The organism is Streptomyces sp. NPDC002754, assembly GCF_053592315.1.
In genome coordinates this window covers 43,827-64,357 of the sequence record NZ_JBSFVM010000021.1, presented here as the reverse complement: position 1 = coordinate 64,357, position 20,531 = coordinate 43,827, and the positions used below count along the sequence as shown (strand labels likewise).

16 protein-coding genes are annotated in these 20,531 nt (G+C 71.1%); 5 read left to right on the top strand and 11 right to left on the bottom strand.

The genetic code is table 11. From position 1 onward, the window contains the following. Window positions 1–142: 142 nt before the first annotated feature. On the bottom strand, window positions 143–1,297 hold the full coding sequence (locus tag ACWD2L_RS30145; RefSeq protein WP_451192459.1) for an aminoglycoside phosphotransferase family protein: 1,155 nt from the start codon (window positions 1,295–1,297) through the stop codon (window positions 143–145). A gap of 234 nt (window positions 1,298–1,531) precedes the next feature. On the opposite strand from ACWD2L_RS30145, the gene ACWD2L_RS30140 reads away from it, so the two are divergent. After that, window positions 1,532–3,031, top strand: coding sequence for a DNA-binding protein NsdB (locus ACWD2L_RS30140; RefSeq protein ID WP_451192456.1), 1,500 nt, complete (start codon window positions 1,532–1,534; stop codon window positions 3,029–3,031). 9 nt (window positions 3,032–3,040) lie between these two features. On the opposite strand, the gene ACWD2L_RS30135 is transcribed toward ACWD2L_RS30140, so the two are convergent. The 8 genes from ACWD2L_RS30135 to ACWD2L_RS30100 form a co-directional block, all read right to left on the bottom strand. Next, window positions 3,041–4,459, bottom strand: a complete 1,419-nt coding sequence (locus ACWD2L_RS30135; protein ID WP_451192454.1) for a PP2C family protein-serine/threonine phosphatase — start codon at window positions 4,457–4,459, stop codon at window positions 3,041–3,043. Between the two features lie 242 nt (window positions 4,460–4,701). Then, the gene (locus ACWD2L_RS30130; RefSeq protein ID WP_451192451.1) at window positions 4,702–6,285 is read right to left on the bottom strand and encodes a glycoside hydrolase family 13 protein; all 1,584 of its coding nucleotides are present in this window, start codon (window positions 6,283–6,285) and stop codon (window positions 4,702–4,704) included. A gap of 46 nt (window positions 6,286–6,331) precedes the next feature. Further along, window positions 6,332–7,207 carry a carbohydrate ABC transporter permease gene (locus tag ACWD2L_RS30125; protein WP_451192591.1) on the bottom strand — a complete coding sequence of 292 codons (876 nt, stop codon included), beginning with the start codon at window positions 7,205–7,207 and terminating at the stop codon, window positions 6,332–6,334. Between the two features lie 28 nt (window positions 7,208–7,235). Then, window positions 7,236–8,189, bottom strand: coding sequence for a carbohydrate ABC transporter permease (locus tag ACWD2L_RS30120; RefSeq protein WP_451192448.1), 954 nt, complete (start codon window positions 8,187–8,189; stop codon window positions 7,236–7,238). Window positions 8,190–8,247: 58 nt separating this feature from the next. Continuing rightward, window positions 8,248–9,663, bottom strand: a complete 1,416-nt coding sequence (locus tag ACWD2L_RS30115; RefSeq protein ID WP_451192445.1) for an extracellular solute-binding protein — start codon at window positions 9,661–9,663, stop codon at window positions 8,248–8,250. A 184-nt stretch (window positions 9,664–9,847) separates the two neighbouring features. Further along, the gene (locus tag ACWD2L_RS30110) at window positions 9,848–10,849 is read right to left on the bottom strand and encodes a LacI family DNA-binding transcriptional regulator (RefSeq protein ID WP_451192443.1); all 1,002 of its coding nucleotides are present in this window, start codon (window positions 10,847–10,849) and stop codon (window positions 9,848–9,850) included. An 81-nt stretch (window positions 10,850–10,930) separates the two neighbouring features. Next, on the bottom strand, window positions 10,931–11,821 hold the full coding sequence (locus tag ACWD2L_RS30105; RefSeq protein ID WP_451192440.1) for a TIGR03619 family F420-dependent LLM class oxidoreductase: 891 nt from the start codon (window positions 11,819–11,821) through the stop codon (window positions 10,931–10,933). A 46-nt stretch (window positions 11,822–11,867) separates the two neighbouring features. Continuing rightward, entirely contained in the window at window positions 11,868–12,728 is an 861-nt protein-coding gene (locus tag ACWD2L_RS30100) for a universal stress protein (RefSeq protein WP_451192437.1), read from the bottom strand. 244 nt (window positions 12,729–12,972) lie between these two features. Between ACWD2L_RS30100 and ACWD2L_RS30095 the strand changes: the two genes are divergently transcribed. The 3 genes from ACWD2L_RS30095 (at window position 12,973) to ACWD2L_RS30085 (ending at window position 15,313) form a co-directional block, all read left to right on the top strand. Next, complete coding sequence (locus ACWD2L_RS30095; RefSeq protein ID WP_451192435.1) at window positions 12,973–13,560, top strand: Rv1733c family protein; 588 nt, start codon at window positions 12,973–12,975, stop codon at window positions 13,558–13,560. A 279-nt stretch (window positions 13,561–13,839) separates the two neighbouring features. Then, entirely contained in the window at window positions 13,840–14,298 is a 459-nt protein-coding gene (locus ACWD2L_RS30090; RefSeq protein ID WP_451192432.1) for a Crp/Fnr family transcriptional regulator, read from the top strand. A 304-nt stretch (window positions 14,299–14,602) separates the two neighbouring features. Beyond that, window positions 14,603–15,313 (top strand): response regulator, encoded by a 711-nt coding sequence (locus tag ACWD2L_RS30085; protein WP_451192428.1) that lies wholly within the window; start codon window positions 14,603–14,605, stop codon window positions 15,311–15,313. Between the two features lie 11 nt (window positions 15,314–15,324). Here the strand turns inward: ACWD2L_RS30085 and ACWD2L_RS30080 are convergent, their stop codons facing one another. Both ACWD2L_RS30080 and ACWD2L_RS30075 read right to left on the bottom strand, forming a co-directional pair. Continuing rightward, window positions 15,325–17,064, bottom strand: a complete 1,740-nt coding sequence (locus ACWD2L_RS30080; RefSeq protein ID WP_451192425.1) for a sensor histidine kinase — start codon at window positions 17,062–17,064, stop codon at window positions 15,325–15,327. 77 nt (window positions 17,065–17,141) lie between these two features. After that, window positions 17,142–19,493: a helix-turn-helix transcriptional regulator gene (locus ACWD2L_RS30075; RefSeq protein ID WP_451192422.1), complete on the bottom strand. Its 2,352-nt coding sequence runs from the start codon at window positions 19,491–19,493 to the stop codon at window positions 17,142–17,144. 284 nt (window positions 19,494–19,777) lie between these two features. Here ACWD2L_RS30075 and ACWD2L_RS30070 point away from each other — a divergent pair, with 284 nt between their 5' ends. After that, window positions 19,778–20,488 (top strand): PP2C family protein-serine/threonine phosphatase, encoded by a 711-nt coding sequence (locus ACWD2L_RS30070; RefSeq protein ID WP_451192418.1) that lies wholly within the window; start codon window positions 19,778–19,780, stop codon window positions 20,486–20,488. Window positions 20,489–20,531: the final 43 nt, after the last annotated feature.

Genomic DNA, 20,531 nt, shown 5'->3' with positions numbered 1-20,531 from the left:
TCATGCGGTGCCCAGCGAAGTTTCCCCCGGATTTCCGGCCCGTGCCCCGTGCCCACCCGTGCCCCGTGCCCATCGGCCCGGACATACGAAGATCCGCGGTGCGCCCTGATACTTCCGGGCGCACCGCGGATCTCTGTCCCCGTCAGCGAGTGCCGACTGCCGCTCGCACCGCCTTGCGGGCCATATTGCAGTCGTCGTGCAGGCGGCGCAGCAACAGCCGCTGCTCCTCACCGGACGGCGCAGCACCGGGATGGGCCTGAACCGACGGTGCCGCCGGGGTCTGTTCGTGCAGGGAACGCTGCACGGCCGTCTCGTACGTACGGATCTCCCGTGTCAGTACGAGCATGAGGTTGACCAGGAACGCGTCGCGCGACGCGGGCCCGCCGGACTGCGCGAGCTGACTGATCTGACGCCGCGCCACCGGCGCGTCGCCGAGCACGGACCAGAGCGTCGCCAGGTCGTAGCCCGGCAGGTACCAGCCCGCGTGCTCCCAGTCCACGAGCACAGGACCGGTGGGAGCCAGCAGCACGTTCGACAGCAGGGCGTCGCCATGGCAGAACTGGCCCATCCCGCCGCGGCCCGCGGTGTGCGCGATCCCGTGCAGCAGCTTCTGCAGGTCGCCCATGTCCCGGTCCGTGAGCAGGCCCAGGTCATGGAAGCGGTTGATCCGCGCCGCGTAGTCCAGTGGGGCGTCGAAGGTGCCCGCCGGCGGCCGCCACTGGTTGAGCCGGCAGATCGCACCGAGTACGGCACGCACGTCCGCCCGCGGCGGAGCCTCGACCGGGTGGCGCTGCAGGGCCGCCACCCGGCCGGGCATCCGCTCGATCACCAGCGTGCCGTTGTCGGGGTCCGCGGCGATGAGCCGGGGCACCCGCACCGGGGGCCGGTGTCGGACGAACGAGCGGTATGCGGCTATTTCGTGCCGGATCCGCGCCTGGTAGGCGGGGGCCTGGTCCAGTAAACACTTCGCGACGGCGGTGCTGCGCCCTGTCGTTCCGACGAGGAGCACGGAGCGCGGGGAGCGGCGCAACACCTGCACCGGATGGAACTCCGGGCAGATCCGGTGCACCGACGCGATCGCCGTGCGCAGTTGGGCGCCCTGAGGGCCGGACAAGTCGAGTCTCCCGCTGAGCGGTTGCTGGCCGAGCCCCGGGGCGCGACGCGGCCGGGCGATGCCGTTCAGCGTCGGAGCCGCGGGCCGCGCGGGGTCGAGGTACGGGCCGCTTCCGCCGACCGCCGGGCGGGCGGGGCGCTGCGGCCGGGGTGGGGCGGACACGGAGGACGATGCTGCGTACATGGGCGAAACAGATCCCTTCGTGTGCCAGTGAGTTGCCTGCGCCGTCCCGGCCCGGCCGGCTCGGTACACCCTGGGGAATGCCCTGTTGTGACCGGGTCGGGGTGGCGCACTCCTACCTGACACCAGGCGCCCAAGAGCACAACAGCTGGCGCACCCTGGCGAACCCTGGCGAATAGTCGCCCTGCAACTGACAGAGGGCTACTGTCAATTTCAGCCGAGAACCTGGGGGCTTACGTGAACGGACAACCCAACACCCGCCTGAACGACCTGTTCGGCCTGGCCGGCTGGTCCAAGGGCGAACTCGCGAGACTGGTCAACCGGCAGGCCGCGGCCATGGGCCACGCGCAGCTGGCGACCGACACCTCGCGGGTGCGGCGGTGGATCGACATGGGAGAGATCCCGCGCGATCCGGTGCCCAGGGTGATGGCGGCGCTGTTCACCGAGCGACTCGGCCGTGTCGTGACCATCGAGGACCTCGGTCTCGTCCGACACGGGCGCGTAGGGAAGCGGCAAGGCGGCGGCCTGGAGGAACAGGGCCCCGATGGCGTGCCGTGGGCGCCCGAGCGGACAGCGGCGGTCCTCACCGAATTCACGGGAATGGACCTCATGCTCAACCGACGCGGCTTGGTGGGCGCGGGTGCCGCGCTCGCCGCAGGCTCCGCACTCAGCAGCGCCATGCACGACTGGCTGCACACCGACCCGGCTCTCGCGGCCGACGCACCCAGGATCAACGATCCCCTGTCCCACCCGGCGGCCGCCGACACGGCCGGGTTCGACCGCTACGAGGCGGCACCCATCGGGTCCCAGGAGATCGAGGAACTGGAGCGCTCGGTCGAGGTGTTCCGGGCCTGGGATGCCTCCCGCGGCGGCGGGTTGCAGCGCAAGGCGGTCGTCGGCCAGCTCAACGAAGTCGGCGGAATGCTCTCCTACCGTCACCCCGACCATCTGCAGCGGCGCCTGTGGGGCGTCGCCGCCAATCTCGCCGTCCTCGCGGGCTGGATGTCCCACGACGTCGGCCTGGAACCCACGGCGCAGAAGTACTTCGTCATCGCCGCGCACGCCGCGCGCGAGGGCGGGGACCGGCCGCGGGCCGGCGAGGCACTGTCGCGGGCCGCCCGCCAGAAGATCCACCTCGGCGCGCCCGACGAGGCGCTCGACCTCATGAAGCTCGCCAAGTCCGGCTCCGGCGAACAGGTGTTGCCGCGTACGAAGGCGATGCTCTGCACCATCGAGGCCTGGGCGCAGGCATCCCTGGGCAAGGGCCAGGCGATGCGCCGCACACTCGGTCAGGCGGAGGAGCTCTTCGTCTCCGACCGGGGCGATGTGCCGCCGCCGACCTGGATGCAGATGTTCGACGAGGCGGACCTGCACGGCATGCAGGCGCTCGCCTACCGCACACTCGCCGAGCACGAGCCGGCCGCCGCCGTCATCGCGCAGCGGCACGCCCAGGAGGCCCTGGCGCTGCGTGCGGGCGGCAGGGACCGCTCGAAGATCTTCGACCACCTGTCGATGGCGTCGGCCTGCTTCATCGCCGACGACCCTGAACAGGCGGACAGGTACGCGCGGTTGGCGCTCAACTCGATGGGTTCCAACTCCTCGCACCGCACCTGGGACCGGCTGCGCGAGATGTACCGGCTCACCGGTCACTACGCGGACTACCCGAAGATCGACGACCTGCGGCAGGAGATCAAGCTGGCGCTGCCGAGGACGTCGGGGAAGCGGGTTCAGGCGTAACCACCGTCGTCAGGAACCGATCCTGGCGACGAGAACACAGGCGTCGTCCTCGCGCTCGCCCTGACCGAACTCCTCCCGGAGCACGCTCACGCACTCCTGCGCGTCACGGGCCGCGGACAGCGGCTGCGCCAGCGCGAGCAGTCGGCCCGCGGACGCCGTCGAGCCACGGCGTGGCACGAGTCCGTCCGTGTGCAGGAGCAACAGGTCTCCGGCGCGCAGCGGCTCTTCGGCCTGCCCATAGACGGCGCCGGACGCGGCACCGAGGAGGACGCCGTCGGGTGGCGTGAGCGCACGCCCCGTCCCGTCGCGGAACAGCAGCGGGGCGGGGTGTCCCGCCTGCGCCCACGCCAGTGTGCGGGCCGCGGGGTCGTAACGGCAGCACAGGGCGCTGCCAAGCGCGGGCTGCGCGGACGAGTCGAGGAGGTGGTTGAGGGAGCCGAGCAGCTCGCCGGGCGGGGTGTCGCACATCGCCATGCCGCGGACCGCGCCGAGCAGCATCGCCATGCCGGAGGCGACGGCCACGCCGTGCCCGGTGAGATCGCCGACGGTCAACAGGGTGCGTCCGCCCGGCAGTTCGAGTGCGTCGTACCAGTCGCCGCCGACGAGGTTGCCGGCGGAGGAGGGAAAGTAGTGGGCGGCCAGGTCGAGGCCGCCGGGTTCGCTGTGCGGGAGCCGCAGAGAGCCACGCCACGGCGGTAGCACGGCTTCCTGCAGCTCGACCGCGAGCCGGTGCTCGGTCTGCGCGATGTGCCGCTGGCGCTGGAGCGAGTCACGGGTCTCGCTCACCGTGCGCTGGCTGCGGCGCAGTTCGCTGACGTCGCGTACGACCGCCCACATCGAAGCGGTCGCACCGTCGGCGTCGAGCACGGGCTCGCCCATCATGTGCACCGTGCGCACGGAACCGTCCGGGCGCACGACGCGGAACTCCCCGTCGATCGGTTTGCCGTCGATCAGGCAGTCGGTGACCATCGCGGTCAGCCTCGGCTGGTCGTCGGCGTGCACCAGGGCCGGCAGCTCGTCGAGCGTGAGCGCGGGCGCGGCGGGGTCCCTGCCGAGGATCTGGTACAGCTCGCCGGACCAGGTGGCCTCGTCGGTCAGCAGGTTCCACTCGGCGCTTCCCACCCGGCTCAGCAGGGAGCCGGGTGGCGGCGTCGCGGTGGCCCGCTGGGGCGGCAGGCCCGCCAGGGGGGCGGGGCCCTCCCGCAGCTGTGCCAAGTGTCGGTCGAGGTCGCTGAGTTGGTGCACCGCCAGCTCGTAGAGGGCGCGCTGCCAGCGGGACTCGGGGTCTGCCTCGTCCGTCATCACCGATTCGCGGCGCACCGCGTCGACGTCGCCGAGAAGGCGACGCGTCTGCGAGATCAGCGCGTCGACGGCGCCACGCTCCGGCGGTTGGCCGGCGGGGCGGTCCGCGAACGTGTGGGACGGCATGAGGAAACTCCGATGCGGGCGCAGATGGCCAGGGCTGACGGAAGGACCGCTAACGACTCTGGCACAGGCCGCGTTGCCCCGTAAGGGATTTGGCCATACACGATGCGGTGGTGCCTATGACATATGCCCTTGTCCTCCAGGTGGGCTCTTTTGTGGACTCCGTTCGAACGTGTGGTCGGGGATGGCGTATGCCCTGTTCATACGTCCGGTGATCCGTGCCCCACCGATCGGCGTAGCGAAACCTACGTACGCAGCCAGGCCGCCGTATCGCCCGGCAGTCGCCCGTCGCCGTCCAGGGAGTCGCTGGTCAGCAGCACCTCTTGGTGGAGCGGGAGTCGGGCGGGCTCCGTACCGAGGTTCACGACACAGACGAGGCCGTGTCCGCGGGCGAATGCGAGCACGTCCTCGGGCGCGCTCAGCCACGTCAACTCGTCGCCGAGAAAGTCCGGTTGGCATGCCCTCATGTGCAGTGCGCTCCGGTACAGCGAGAGCATCGAGCGCGGGTCGCCCTCCTGGCGCTCGACGGCGTACGCCCCCCAGTCGGGCGGCTGCGGCAACCAGGCCCCGCCCGAATCCCCGAAGCCGTACGTCGGTCCGTGCGCGGTCCACGGCAGCGGCACACGGCAGCCGTCGCGGCCGGGGTCGACGCCGCCCGAGCGGGTGTGCATCGGGTCCTGGATGTGCGCGCGCTGCACCTCCACCTCGGGAAGCCCCAACTCCTCGCCCTGGTACAGGTATACGGAGCCGGGCAGGGCGAGCGAGAGCAGCGCCGCCGCCCGCGCCCGGCGCAGGCCAAGACCGAGGTCGGTGGGGGTGCCGAACCGTTTGGTGGCGAAGTCGAAGCGGGTGTCGGCGCGGCCGTAGCGGGTGACCGTGCGGGTCACGTCGTGGTTGCACAGCACCCACGTCGCGGGCGCGCCCACCGGAGCGTGGTAGGCGAGGGTGGCGTCAATGGACGCGCGGAGCTCGGCGGCGCCCCAGGGGCGGGTCAGGAAGTCGAAGTTGAAGGCGGTGTGCAGCTCGTCGGGGCGCAGGTAGCGGGCGAAGCGCTCCGGGTCCGGGATCCACAACTCGCCGATCAGGACCCCGTCGTAGTCGTTCGCGACGGCCCGCCAGGAGCGGTAGACGGCGTGCAGCTCGTCGCGGTCGACGTAGCCGCTCGTGTCGTCGTCGCCGGCCGCGTCGGCGAGCGCCGGGTCCTTGGCGAGCAGCGCCGCGGAGTCCACCCGTACGCCGGCCGCGCCCCGCTCGAACCAGAACCGCAGCACCTCCTCGTGCTCCCGGCGCACCGCCGGATGCGCCCAGTTGAGGTCCGGTTGCTCCGGCGTGAACAGGTGCAGGTACCACTCGCCGTCCGGGACCCGGGTCCAGGTGGCGCCCGAGAACTGGGAGGGCCAGTTGTTCGGTGGCAGCTCGCCGTGTGTGCCGCGCCCCGGCCTGAAGTGGAACAGCTCACGCTCCGGGCTTCCCGGGCCCGCCGCCAACGCGGCCCGGAACCACGGGTGTTGATCCGACACATGGTTCGGCACGATGTCCACGATCACGCGGATGCCGAGGTCCCGCGCCTCCGCGATGAGCTTCTCGGCCTCGGCGAGGGTGCCGAACGCCGGGTCGATCGCCCGGTAGTCCGCCACGTCGTAGCCGCCGTCCGCGAGCGGCGAGCGGTACCAGGGCGTGAACCAGATGGCGTCGACGCCGAGCCCGGCCAGATACGGCAGGCGGGCCCGGACGCCGGCGAGGTCGCCGGTGCCGTCCCCGTCGCCGTCGGCGAAGCTGCGGACGTACACCTGGTAAATGGCAGCACTGCGCCACCAGTCGTCGGCCACCACTAAGGGGTCCTTTCGCGAAAGGTGTGACAGGAGGAGTGCGGAGTCAGCCCTTGAGGCCGCCGGCGGTCAGGCCGCTCATGATGTTCCGCTGGAAGAGCAGGAAGAGGAGGAGCGTCGGCACGGACGCGATGGTGAGCGCGGCGATCAGCTGGTTCTGCGGGACGCCGTTGGACAGCGAGTAGATGCCGACGTTCAGCGTCTGCTTCGCCGGGTCAGGCAGCGTCAGCATCGGCCACAGGAAGTCCTTCCATACGCCGACCACCGCGAAAATGGAGACGACGCCGAGGATCGGCCGGGAGATCGGCAGCACCACCGAGCGCAGTGTGCGCAGCGACGAGGCGCCGTCGATGGACGCGGCGTCGAGCAGCTCCCGCGGGATCGAGTCGAAGAACCGCTTGAGCAGGAAGATGTTGAAGGCGTTCGTGACGGACGGCAGCCAGATCGCCCAGGGGCTGTTCAGCAGGTTGCGCTCGAAGATCGGCACGTCGAGGACCGTCAGATACTGCGGGACGACGAGCACGGTCGCCGGGATCATCAGCGTCGCCAGCATCATGCCGAGGATGACGTTGCCGAAGAGCGGGCGCAGCTTGGACAGCGAGTAGGCGGCGGCGACGTCGAGCACGAGCTGGAAGGCGAGCGCGCCGAACGCGTAGTAGAGGGTGTTGAAGAGGAGCTTGGCGAGGTCCATGACCTGCCATGCGGACTGGTAGTTCTTCGGGTGCACACTGTCCGGTACCAGCGTCGGCGGGGACTGGACGATCTCCGCCGTGGTCTTGAGGCCGCCGGTCACCATCCAGTACAGCGGGCCGAGGAAGACCAGCGTGAAGAGGGTCATGGTGAGGCCGAAGACCGTCCAGTAGACGATCCTGCCGCGGCGCCGGCCGAGCTGGGCGGGGGAGATCAGGGTGCGGGGGCGCATGGTGTCGGTGGCCATGGGTGCCATCTCCTCAGTCGTCCGATGCGCGGCTCAGTCGTACGTACACCGCGGAGAACCCCGCGAGCAGGACGAGCAGGACGAGGCCCAGGGCCGCCGCGCCGCCGTAGTTGTTGAAGTTGAAGGCGTACTGGTAGATCAGATAGACGACCGTGGTCGTGGAGCCCTCGGGGCCCGCGCCGTTCGTCAGCAGGAACGGCTCCGTGAAGACCTGCATCGTCGCGATGATCTGCATCAGGAACATCAGCGAGAGGATCAGCCGCGTCTGCGGGATCGTCACGTGCCAGATCTTGCGCCACAGCCCCGCGCCGTCCAGCTCCGCGGCCTCGTACAGCTCGCCGGGGATGCCTTGGAGCGATGCCAGATAGATGAGCGTCGCGCCGCCCATGTTCATCCACGTCGCCGCGATGACGACGGACAGCATCGCGGTGTCGGTGGACTGCAGCCACTGCTGCTCCGGTATCCCGAAGACGCCGAGGATCCGGTTGAACAGGCCGTACCCGGGATCGTAGAAGTACTTGAACAGGAGCACAGAGGCGACCGGCGGCAGCATCACCGGGAGATAGACGAGCAGCCTCAAGTAGCCCTGGCCGTGCCGGAATTCATTCAGCAGCACCGCCACGAGGAACGGGACGGCGAAGCCCAGGATCAGGGCCAGGGCGGTGAACAGGAGGGTGTTGCGCCAGGCCTGCCAGAAGGCCGGGTCGTTGAAGACGTACGTGAGGTTGGACCAGCCGGCCCAGGTGGTGCGGCCGTCCTTCGTCTTCTGGAAGGCCAGGAGGAACTCCCTGACCATCGGATACCAGGAGAAGAAGGAGAAGCAGAGCACCGCGCCGATCAGGAAGCCGTGGGCGGAGACATTGCGTTTCACGGAGCGCGCGAACGAGCCGTCGCGCGGGGTGAGTTGGTGCTTTCGTGCGGACGGTGCGGACTGCCGAGGCTTCGCGGGCAGCGTCGGGGCCGACATGGTCACTCCTCGGATCAAGGGTCGGCTACCGGTGGGACGTCCTGCGTGCGGGGGCGTCCTACTGGTTGGCCAGGACCTGGTTGACCTGCTGCTCGGCGCTGGAAAGGAGCTTGTCGACATCGGCGTTCTTGTTGGTCAGGACGCCCGACATGACGTTGTCGAGGACCTTGTAGACCTCCTGCGCCTTCGGCGGCTCCGCCTTGCCGCGCACCGGGTTCGCCATGAACGGCTCGAAGTTGCGTACGGGCATGGTGGCGTTGGCCGTCCGCGACCGGAGGTCGTCCGCCTTCACGGAGCCGGTGAAGAAGTTGGGCTGCGGCAGGCCGACCGGGAGCTTGTCGGCCTTGGTCCTGGCCCAGTCGAACTGGCCCTTGCCGGGGGCGAGCGTCTTGAGGTTCAGCCAGGCGATCGCGGCCTTGATCTTGTCAGGCGAGGAGCCCTTCTTGATCATGTAGTCGTTCCCGCCGAAGAGGGTGGCCTTGCCGCCGGGGATCGGGCCCATCCCGAAGTTGTCGTAGTCGGCTCCGAGTTGCTGCACCATGTACGTCACGTCGTCGGGCGCGGCGAGGAACATGCCGAGCTTGTCCGACGCGATCTGCTTCTGCAGGTCGCCCCACTTCAACAGCTGCGTCTTGCCCATGCTGTTGTCCTTCCAGCGCATGTCGTGCAGCTGCTTGGCGATCTGCTTTCCGGTGGCGTCGTTGAAGGCGGCCTTCGTGCCGTCGGGGGAGACGACGTCGCCGCCGAGTCCGTACATCGCCGCCGTGAAGTGCCAGCCGCCGGTGTTCTCCGCGCTGTACTCGCCGTATCCGGAGATGCCGTTGCCGAGACCGGCGATCTTCTTCGCGGCCGTGCGCACCTCGGCCCACGTCGTCGGCGGCTTGTCCGGGTCGAGGCCCGCCCGCTTGAACAGCTTGCGGTTGATGAGCAGGCCCATCGTGTAGTTGCTGGTGGGTAGGGCGTAGAGCTTGTCGTCCTTCTTCAGTGCGCCGAGCACATTCGGGTCGATCGAGTTGAGCGCCGGGACGGTCTTCTTCGTGACGTACGGGGTGATGTCCTCGGCGCCGTTGTTGTCGAGCACCTGCTGGAGATCGGTGAAGTACGTGTAGAAGACGTCCGGTTGGGACTTCGCCTTGAGTGCGGCGGTGAACCGGGCGGGCTCCTCGCACTGGCCCGCGGTCGACTTCCCGTTGATCGTCACGTTCGGATACTTCTCGTTGAACGTCTTGACGTCCTCGATCCACTGCCGCCGCTCGGCCGCCTTCGCCTTCGGTGGCATGCAGTCGATGGTCAGCGAGACCTTGGTCTTCGGGTCGAGCGGGGCGCTGACACCGGCCTTCGAGCCGGCGTCAGCCCCGCCGCCGTCGTCGTCGGAGCTGCTGGTGCCGCAGGCCGCGAGCGAGCCCAGGGCCAGGGCCGTGGAGATCGCCACGGCGGACGTACGGAGGGCAGGGCGCGACCAGGTGCTACTCATCGGTGGGTCCCCTTCGGGCCTGAGCCTGTGCAGGCAGGAACGTGGAGGCCCGCGGTACCGCGATCGGCGAGACCGGGGTGCCGGGGCGAGCCACACTCAAGCACCGCCACCAGTTCCGCGCAAGATGTCGCGTGTATTCCGCAAAATATGAACAGGTTGGTGGCGTAGGGGAGTTGAGTTGTTTCTACGTGGCCGGGGATGCCGGCGCCGTCGACCCCCGCACCACCAACTCGGGCTCGAACAGGAGCTCACCGGGCGGCACCGAACCGCCCTGGATCTGCGCGACGAGCATCTCCACGGCGGCCCGCCCCATCGCCTCGATCGGCTGCCGCACCGTGGTCAGCGGCGGCTCGGTGCAGTTCATGAACGCCGAATCGTCGTAGCCGACCACCGAGACGTCACCCGGAACGGAGAGCCCCGCGCGGCGGGCGGCCCGCACCGCGCCGAGCGCCAAGGGGTCGCTGGCGCAGATGATGCCGGTGATGCCGCGGGAGATGAGCCGGGCCGCCGCCGCGTGCCCGCCCTCGAGGGAGAACATGGCCCGCTCGACCGCCGTGCCCGGGAGTCGGCCCTCCATGGCGCGGGCCGCGGCGAGTTTGCGCTGCGAAGGCATGTGGTCGTCCGGGCCGAGCACCAGGCCGATCCGCTCGTGGCCGAGCGAGGACAGGTGCCGCCACGCCTGCTCCACGGCCACCGCGTCGTCGCAGGCCACGCACGGGAAACCGAGCCGCTCGATGGCGGCGTTGACGAGCACCACCGGCACCTGACGCTCGGCGAGCCGCCGGTAGTGGCCGTGCTCGGCGTCCCCTTGTGCGAACAGGCCGCCCGCGAACACCACGCCGGACACCTGCTGTTGGAGCAGCAGTTCCACGTAGTCCGCCTCCGAGACGCCCCCCTTGGTCTGTGTGCACAGCACCGGGGTGAGACCCTGCTGGGCGAGCGCGCCACCGATCACTTCCGCGAACGCGGGGAAGATCGGGTTCTGCAGCTCGGGCAGGACCAGGCCGACCAGCCGGGCCCGTTCACCGCGCAGTTGGGTCGGCCGCTCGTAGCCGAGGACGTCGAGCGCGGTGAGCACCGACTGTCGCGTCGCCTCCGACACCCCGGGCTTGTTGTTGAGCACCCGGCTGACCGTGGCCTCGCTGACCCCGACCTTTTTCGCCACCTGAGCAAGTCTGCGCGTCATGGAGCGCAAGATTAGCGCAAGAACTTGCGTCCCGTTTGCGTGATGGGGACATGGGTCGGGGCCACGGTCGCCGAACGGGCCTCAGCCGAGCACCTTCTCCTTCACCAGCTCGAGAATCCGCCGGTCCTCGTCCGGACCGAGCCAGGCCTCGGGCGAACCCGGGTAGGTGTCGAACAGGATGTGCGTCGCCCCGAACTCCTCGAGCGTCGCCACGTCCCGCTTGATTTGCTCGATGCTGCCGTGGCCGAGCGGACGGTCCTCGGTGTCCGGCACGTCCTCGATCATCAGCTGGATGCGCGGCGCGAACTCCGGTACGGACCGACCCGCCTTCTCCGCTTCCTCGGCGAGGCGCGGCAGTTGGGCGCGCAGCTTCGAAACGGTCGGCATGAACGGGTGCCAGGCCTCGCCGAGCCGGCCCGCCCTGCGCAGCGCGGCGGGGGAGTCGCCGCCGACCCACACCGGAAGGCCCGGCGTGGACGCGGGCGCGGGCCCCGTCCGTACGCCCTCGAACTCCACGTACTTGCCCTTGAACGTGAACGGGTCCTGCGTCCACGCGCCGCGGATCGCCGCGAGGTACTCGTCGGTGATGGCACCGCGCTCCTCGAACGGGACACCGAGCACGCCGTACTCCGCCGCGGACCAGCCGACGCCTGCGCCGAGTATGAACCCGCCGTCGTTCAACTGGTCGACGTTGGCCGCGAGTCGGGCCGTGTGCAGGGGGTGCCGGTAGGGGATGACGGTGATCGTCGTGCCGAGCGTGAGACCGGGCACGCGGCCCGCCAGGTACGCGGCCAGGGTGAACTGGTCGTAGAACGGGGCCGGATACGCCGAGTGCACATCCGGGGTGACCACGATGTGGTCGGAGATCATCGCGAAGGTGAAGCCAAGATCCCGGGCGTCCGTTGCCTGGCGCACCAGGTGCTGTGGGGTCATGCCGTCGCCGAAGTTGAGAAGATTTACGCCGTATCGCATACGGCGAGTCTCGACGATCTTGAGGCCCCGCGTCGAATCGCAAGGGTCAGCTGTGCGGAACGACCGCGACCGGGCTGGTCACATGGTGCACCACCGAGTGCGCGGTGCAGCCCAGACGGGAGGCGTCGGTCCGCCGCCCGACCACCGTGAGGCTCGCCCCCGTGGCCGCCTTGAGGAGATGGTGGCCCGGCTGCCCGTACACGAGCAGCTTCTCCACCCGCACCTCCGGATACTTCGTGCGCCACGCCCGCACCGCCTCCGTGAGGGCCCCGCGCAGCCGCTCCTCCTGGTGCGCGGCGCCGCCGGGCCGCGCACCGTCCGGCAACAGGCCGCCGCCCAGCGGAGGCAGCGTCCACGCGTGCAGGGCGTGCAGCGGGGCACCGCGCAGGGCCGCGGCCTCGAAGGCGTACGAGAGGAGTTCGTCGGCGGGCGCCGTCGCGTCGAGGCCCACGAGCACGGGCCGGAAGTCGGGGCCCTCCCACTCGTCCTCCGGCAGCCCGCCGGCCCGCACCAGGACCACCGGACTCCTCGCGCGCGCCGCGACCGCAAGCGCGACCGAGCCGACGAGGAACCCCGAGTAGCCGGTGAAGCCACGCGAACCGAGCACCAGCGTCTCCGACTCCGCGGCCGCCTCCAGCAGGGCGGCCACCGGCTGCTCGGCGCGGCGCCGGGCGATGATCTCGAGCGCGGGATGGGCGTACGACAGCCGGAGCGCGACCACGTCGAGGACGCCGCGGTCGGGCAGATCGACGTCCGGCAGCCGGGGAGCGGCCCGCTCCGTGCCCGCCGCCTGTACGAGCCGCAGTGGCAGACGGCGGCGCAGTGCCTCGCGCGCCGCCCAGTCCGCGGCGTGCACGCTCTCGCGTGACGCGTCCGTCCCGACGCTCAGTACGCGCCTACTGGTCATGACGGGACCTCTCCGTGGCGGTGACGCGGACGATCTGCTTCCGGTGCGGGTTCCACGCCTCGCGGTGGTCACTCGTGTGGAGCACGGACGGATCGGGTGCTCGAGGACTCCGGTGCCCGCGACCCTCTCACCGGCCCGACCTGCACAGGGAGAGGCGAACCGGCCCTCGGCGAGGGGACGTTCGGCCCCTTTGCCGGGAAGCCCGGGAGCGTCAACGTGGCTTTACTCTGGCAGGGAGGTGACGATGACGACCTGCAAGAAGTTCAGGCAAGCCAAGGGCAACCCCCTGCGGCGCAGGTCGGACGCGGTCGAGGGGTGGGCGGCCCTGCTGCTCGGACTGCTCGCCCTCCTGGTGGCGCCCGCCGCGGGCGCCACGGCGGGCTGGGCGGCCCATGCCGACGCCGCAGGGCATGCCCGCGTACAGGTGGCGCAGCGCCAGGAGGTGCGGGCCAAGCTGGTCGAGGACGCCCCGGACTACGTGCCGTCCCAGAGCGGCGTGCAGAACACGGTCACCTACCCGGTCAAGGTCCGCTGGACCGACCACGGACGAGGCACCGTCGTGGCGACGGCGCCCGTCCCCGCCGGGCTCGAGCGGGGCGACCGCACCACCGTCTGGCTCGACCGCGGCGGCCGGGTCACCACCGCACCCTGGGATTCCCAGGCCATCTGGGCCCGCGCGCTCACCGCGGCCTTCCTGGTCACCATCACCACCGCGACCCTCGCCCTCCTCGCCCGCTTCCTCCTGCGCCGCGTCCTCGACCACCACAGGCTCGCGGCATGGGAGTACGACTGGCGCCGGGTGGGCCCCGAGTGGAGCCGGCGGCACGCGTAGGCCCAGCCCCCTTCCGCGACGGACGGGAGTTCGAAGTCGACGCGAGCGCCTGCTCAGGGGCCCGACAGGGCCCACCGGCAGAGCCGACAGGGCCCCGCGTCGGAGCCGTTCGGCCCCTGCCCCCGTACGCGCGGACCCGGCATCGTCGAGATATCGCAAGGGCGCCGTCCGGAAGACGCGATGACGCCGCCGCAGCCCGGCCCCGCCGACAGCCGGGCCCGGTGGCGCCCGAAGGGAAGCGCTCCCGGCCGTCGCCCGAGCCACCGAAGGAGGCCGCCCATGACCACCACGGCACCACGGATGAGTCAGACCCTGCCCGAGGAGTACCGCGGCCGGCTGATGCGCTTCGCCCGCGACGTGAGCTTCCCGGAAGGCGCCCGGCTCTTCGACGAGGGCTCGCGCGCCGACCGCTTCTGGCTCCTGCGCAGCGGCACCGTCGCCCTCGACATGCGGGTGCCGGGCCGGCACGCCCCCGTCGTCGAATACCTCGGCCACGGCGAACTCATCGGCTGGTCATGGCTGTTCCCGCCGTACGTGTGGCAGCTCGGCGCACGCGCCGAAAACCGGGTCAGGGCCCACGAGTTCGACGCCTTCACGGTCCGCCTCCTGTGCGCCTCCGACCCCGGCCTCGGCTCGCTCGTGGCCCAGTGGGTGGGCGGCGTGCTCGCCCACCGGCTCAGCGTCACCCGCACCCGGCTGCTCGACCTCTACGCCCCGTACGGATCGGGGGCCGCGTAGCCGGGACCACGGCCCGTCAGGGCCATGCGGACGGTACCGTTCGGCCCTGGCGGATCAGTCCGCCCGGCCCCAGGATCTAGGGCGTGTATCGAAAGTCCCGCCTGCCACGCGGCGTCTGGCACGCACGCTCGCGGCGTTGCCGAAACGCCCGAATAGCTCCGCTATTAGGGCGCTCCGGCGCCTTGCGATCGCACGCACCAGACGCCGCGTGGCCCGCCCTTCGGGCGGACGACGGGACTTTCGATACACGCCCTAGACGGGTTCGCACCCACGCGTCTGGGAACACCACATCCGAGGGGGCCGTATGCCACAGCCACGTACTTTCTCAGCGGACCGGCCCATTCGCATCCTGCTGCTCGACGACCACGAAGTGGTGCGGCGCGGTCTGCGCGACCTCCTCGGAGCGGAACCCGACATGAGCGTCGTCGGGGAGGCCGCCACCGCCGCGCAGGCGATCGCCCGGGGACCGGCCCTCCGCCCCGACGTGGCCGTGCTCGACGTGCGGCTCCCGGACGGCGACGGCATCACGATCTGCCGCGAACTGCGCGTGCTCATCCCGGACGTGAGCTGCCTGATGCTGACCTCGTTCGATGACGACGACGCACTGCTCGACGCCATCATGGCCGGCGCGGGCGGCTACGTACTGAAGCAGATCAAGGGCTCCGACCTGGTGTCCGCGGTGCGCACCGTCGCCGCGGGCGAGTCCATGCTCGACCCGGCGACGACGGCCCGTCTGATGCGCAGCCTGCGCGGCCCGGAACAGAGCAAGCCGGCCGCGCAGGGTTCCGCTGGAGCACCGGCGGCCGAGGGCGCCGACCTGACCGAGCGCGAGCGGGACATCCTCGCGCTCGTGGGGGAGGGGCTCACGAACCGGCAGATCGGGCGGCGGCTGTTCCTGTCGGAGAAGACGGTGAAGAACAACATCTCCCGGCTGCTCGCCAAGCTGGGCGTGGAGCGCAGGATCCAGGCCGCCGTGATCGCGACGAGACTGCCGCAGGACAGGCACCGGCCGTGACGAGCGCCGGCTCACGTGTCCCGCTGCGGTGGTGAGTCGAGCGGCACCGTCCACTCCAGGAGTGTCCCGCCGCTGTCCCGAGCCGTGGCCCGCAGCGCTCCGCCGCGCCGTCCCGCGCGGGCCGCCAGGTTGGCGAGCCCGCTGCGATGGCCGTCGGACCCCGTGGCGATCCCCACGCCGTTGTCCGCCACGGTCACCGTCAACGCGCCGCCGCGCACCACGAGGGCGACATCGACGGACGACGCGTGCGCGTGCCGGGCCACATTCGTGAGCGCCTCGCCGAGCACCGCGAGCGCGTCGTCCGCGCAGGGGCCCGGCACATCCGCGTCGATCAGGCCCTCCATGCGCAACGACGGGGTGAAGCCCAGGACCTGCGCCGCGTCCTCCACCGCCCGTACGACCCGCACCCGCAGCCCGGAACCGGTCGGCGGGGCGCCGCGCTCGCGCAGACCGAAGATCGTCGAGCGGATGATCTTGATGGTGGTGTCCAGGTCGTCCACCGCCCGCAACAGGCGCTCCGAGGCCTCCGGGTGCTGCACGAACCGCTGCGCGCTCTGCAACGTCATGCCGGTCGCGAACAGCCGCTGGATCGCCAGGTCGTGGAGGTCGCGGGCGATCCGGTCGCGGTCCTCGAGCAGGCTCATCTGCTCCGCGTCCCGCCGCCGGTCCGCGAGCTCCAGGGCGAGGGCCGCCTGTCCCGCGAAGCCGCTCAGCGGTATCAACTCCGCGGCGGAGAACGGCGGATGCTCCGCCCTGCGGGCCAGCATCAGCACCCCGCGCACGCGCTCCGAGGTTCCGATCGGCACGGCCACGGCGGGCCCGAGGCCGTCCCAGCGGTCCGGCTGGTAGGTGATCCGCGGATCCTTGCGGATGTCGTCCGACGTGACCAACCCGTCCGCGGCGAGCGCCGCGCCGGCGAAGGTGCCCTCGCGCGGCAGCGTCACATCGCTGTGCGCCCCCGCGTGATCGCCGAGCGCCAGCGTCTCGTGCAGCAGATGGTCGCCGGGGACGAGAAGCGCCACCACCCCGAGATCCGCGGCGGTGATCTCCCGCGCGCGGTCCACCATCAGGCGCAGCACCTCCTCCTCGTCGGCACCCGACAGCAGACTCCCGGTGAAGTCGGCGCTCAACTGCAGCCAGCGCTCACGGAGTCGGACCTCCTCGTACAGACGCGCGTTCTCGATCGCCACGCCCGCCGCGGCACCCAGCGTCTGCAGCACCGCCACGTCCTCGTCGTCGAAGTCGCCGCCGCGCTTCTGCGTCAGATACAGATTCCCGAACACGTCGTCACGGACCCGGATCGGCACACCGACGAACGTGTGCATCGGCGGATGGTGCGGCGGGAAGCCCGCGGAGGCGGGGTGCTCGGCGAGCTCCGACAGGCGCAGCGGCTCCGGATTCCGGATCAGCTCGCCCAGCAGGCCGTGCCCCGACGGCAGGTCGCCGATCTCCGCGCGCAGCTCCTCGCTGAACCCGACCGGCAGGAACTGCGACAGCTTGCGCCGGTCCTCGCCGATCACTCCGAGCGCCCCGTACTCGGCGTCCACCAGGACCACGGCCGCCTCCACGATCCGCCGCAGCACCTGGGAGAGATCCAGCTCCTGCCCCACGGACAGGACCGCCTCCAGCAGCCCCTGCAGACGATCGCGGGTACGCCGCACCGCGCCGATGCGCGTCTGGAGTTCTTCGAGCAGTTCGTCGAGCCGCAACCTCGGCAGTGGGCCCGGCCCCCGTGCACCGTCCTCGGCCATCAGGCCTCCGTGGGCCTCGGTGAGGTGTCTTTTCGTACTCACGGTAGCGGCTGTTCACGCCCTTACGGCCTGCTTCGTCACACCTCGGACGGTGGAACGACGGAGTCCGCCGAGGACGTGGCGTGCAGGGCGGCGATCTGCGAACGGGAGGTGAAGCCGAGCTTGGTGAGGATGTGCTCCACATGGGAGTCGATCGTCCGCTTCGACACTACGAGCTTCGCCGCGATCTCCCGGTTGGTGCGGCCCTCGCCGACCAGCGCGGCCACCTGCCGCTCGCGCGGCGTCAGCCCGTCCGTGGGGCCCGAGCGCTGCGGCGGCACGTCCGGCGAGAGCGCCGACTCGTCGTCGAGCGCCAGATCCACCACGGCGTCGAGCGGCAGCGCCGCGCCCTCCTCGAACGAGTGGTGGTAGCCATCGGCACCGAGCACCTCACGGGCCAGGTCCGCGGCCCGCGTGTGCAGTTCGTGCAGCACGGGGATGCCGAACCTGGCCTCCTTCGCGGCCCGGCGCCACAGCGCGTCGGCCGCGCCCTGCAACGTCGCGACCCGCTCGAAGCGCCGCAACTGCGCCGCGTGCCAGCCAAGGCCCTCCATGAAGTGGGCGAGCCCCATCAGGTCGTGCAGCGCCGCCTTGCCGCGGATGCCCTCACGGGCGCACTCCACGGACGACTCGTGATCGCCCTTCAGCCACAGGCCCACACTCTTGACCCACAGGGCCCAACTGCGGGTCCACTGCTCGCCCGGATGCGCGGCGCCCCGCGCGAGCGAGTCGTCGCACCAGGCGATGCCCTTCTCGTGCTCACCGGCGAGGACCAGCATGAACCCGGCGTAGAAGCCCAGCATGAGCAGGCCGGTGTCGTCGCCGAGTGCCGTCATCCTGGCCCGGACCTCGTCGAAGTCGTCGGCGCAGCCCTCCAACTGGCCGAGGAAGTACCGGCGATGCGCCTGGAAGGAGAACGTCCACGTGGCGCCCTTCCGGTCGCCGATCCTCGCGGCGACCTGCTCGGCCTCCTTCAACAGCGCCTCGTTCTTGCCCCGGTCCCCCTGGAGGTCCATGTACCAGCTGATCAGCCACAGTGCCTTGACACGATGCGGCGTCTCGTCGCGGCAGCCGTCCAGCGTGCGGCGCAGCCAGTAGCGGCCCTCGGTGAGCAGCCCGGTCGCGTGCCAGTAACCCCATAGCGCCGTCGCCATCTCCAGGCCGTCGCAGTGCAGCCGGGGCGTGGCCACACAGTGCTCCAGGGCGATCCGGACGTTCGCCTGGTCCCGCACGAGCGCCCGCAGTAGGGGGATCTGCGCGTCCCCCGTCCACTCCTTGTCGAAGGCGCGGGCCGCGTCGAGGAAGTACTCCAGGTGGCGCCGCCGCGCACGCTCCTCGCCGCCGAGCCCGGCGAGCTGCTCCATACCGTACTCGCGGATGGTGTCGAGCATGCGGTACCGCGTGCCCTCGGGGGTCTCGACCCGCACCACGACGGACTTCTCGACGAGGCCGATCAGCGAGGTCAGTACGTCCTCGACCGGCAGGATCTCCTCGTCGGCGCACACCACTTCGGCCGCCTGGAGGCTCAACTCGCCCGCGAACACGGACAGCCTGGCCCACAGCAGCCGCTCCGCAGCGGTCGACAGATCGTGGCTCCAGCCGATGGCCGTACGCAGCGTCTGATGGCGCGGCACCGAGGTGCGGCGCCCTCCCGTGAGCAGCCGGAACCGGTCGTCGAGGCGGGCCAGCATCTCGTCGAGCGACAGCACGCGCAGCCGGGAGACCGCGAGTTCGATGGCGAGCGGGATCCCGTCGAGCCGGCGGCACAGCGCCAGCACGTCCGCCCGGTTGTCCCCGGTCACCGTGAACCCCGGTACCGCGGCGGACGCCCGGTCCGCGAACAGTGCCAGCGCGTCGCACTCCCGCTCGGCGCCGTCCGTGGACTCCGGCATGCTCAGCGGGCCGATCGCCAGGACGTGCTCGCCCGGCACGTCGAGCGGCTGCCTGCTCGTCGCGACGATCCTCAACCGGGGCGCGGAGCGCAGCAGTTCGTCGCAGAGCACCGCGCACGCGTCGACCAGATGCTCGCAGGTGTCGAGCAGCAACAGCAGCTCGCGGTCCTCCAGATGGTCGGCGATCACCTCGATGGCCGGCCGCGCCGCCTGCTCCGGCAGGTCGAGCGCCGCCGCGACCGCGTTCGCCAGCAGCGCCGGGTCGTGCAGTGCGGACAGCTCCACGAGCCGCACCCCGTCGGGATACGTCCCCCGCAACTCGCGCGCCGCGCGCACCGCGGTCCGGGTCTTGCCGACGCCGCCGGGCCCCGTCAGCGTGACGAGCCTGGCCCGCGTCAGCACGTCCGCCACCTGGCCCAGCTCCCGGCGCCGCCCGACGAAACTCGTGGTCTCGGCGGGCAGATCTCCCGGCGTGCGCCGGGTGGGGCTCGGGTTCATTCGGGGCTCACCTCGTGGGGCGCGGATGCCGGCGACTGCGGTCGTCAGGCTAGGTGCAGTCGGGTGCGAACGGACCGCTTTCACCGTACGACCACCCGAACGGGAAAGGGCGCACGGGTAGTTGGCCAGCGGTCCGCGATTTCCGCACGCACTTCGGAGAAACCGTCACACGGCGCGCCCGGCTGACTACACTTCCGGGAGCACTACGGCTGTCGCGCCGATCGAGCCGCGCCCCACCGACACCACCGGAACCGAGACGTCCGGCCCCCTTTCGAAAGGCCTTCATGACCACCCGTCCGTCGTCGACCACCTCCCTGCCCGAGACGTTCGGCACGCTCGGCGTCAGCGCCCGGCGGCTGGCGCCGGGCGCGGGGCCGGCCACCGACGCGGGCGGCGATCTGTACGGCGTCGTGGACACCCCGTTCGGGACCCGGCTGCTCGTGGGGGACGTGATGGGCAAGGGGCCCGAGCTGTCCGGCACCGCCGACGTGGTCCTGCGCACGTGGCGCCGACTCGCGTGTGTGCAGCGGACGTTGGAGGTGCTCGCGGTGCGGCTGCACTCACTGGTCGCGCACTCCGAGGAGCCCGACCGGTTCGTCACCGCCACGCTGGTGACGGTCGCCCCCGACGGGTCGGCGGAGGTGGTCTGCTGCGGACACCCGCCGCCCCTCCTGCTCCGTGGCGGGGCCGCGGTCCCGGCCGCCGTCCCCGCCCCCGCGCCGCCGCTCGGGCTGCTCGACCTCGCGCACGGCTGGTGCGGCGCCGAGCAGATATCCGCGGCCGCCTGGGACCGCATGCTGCTGCACACCGACGGCGCCACCGAGGCCCGCGACGCGGACGGCGAGTTCTACCCCCTCGCCGAGCGCGCCACGGAGCTGAGTACGCTGCCGCTCGCCCCGTTCACCGCCGCCCTCTCGGCCGACCTCCTGCACCACACGGGCGGCCGCCTCCAGGACGACGCCACGTTGCTGGCACTGGAACCGTCCGCCTCCTGAAGTCCCTTCCCCGGTGCGTGTTTTCGTCTCCTGTTGCAGGGGA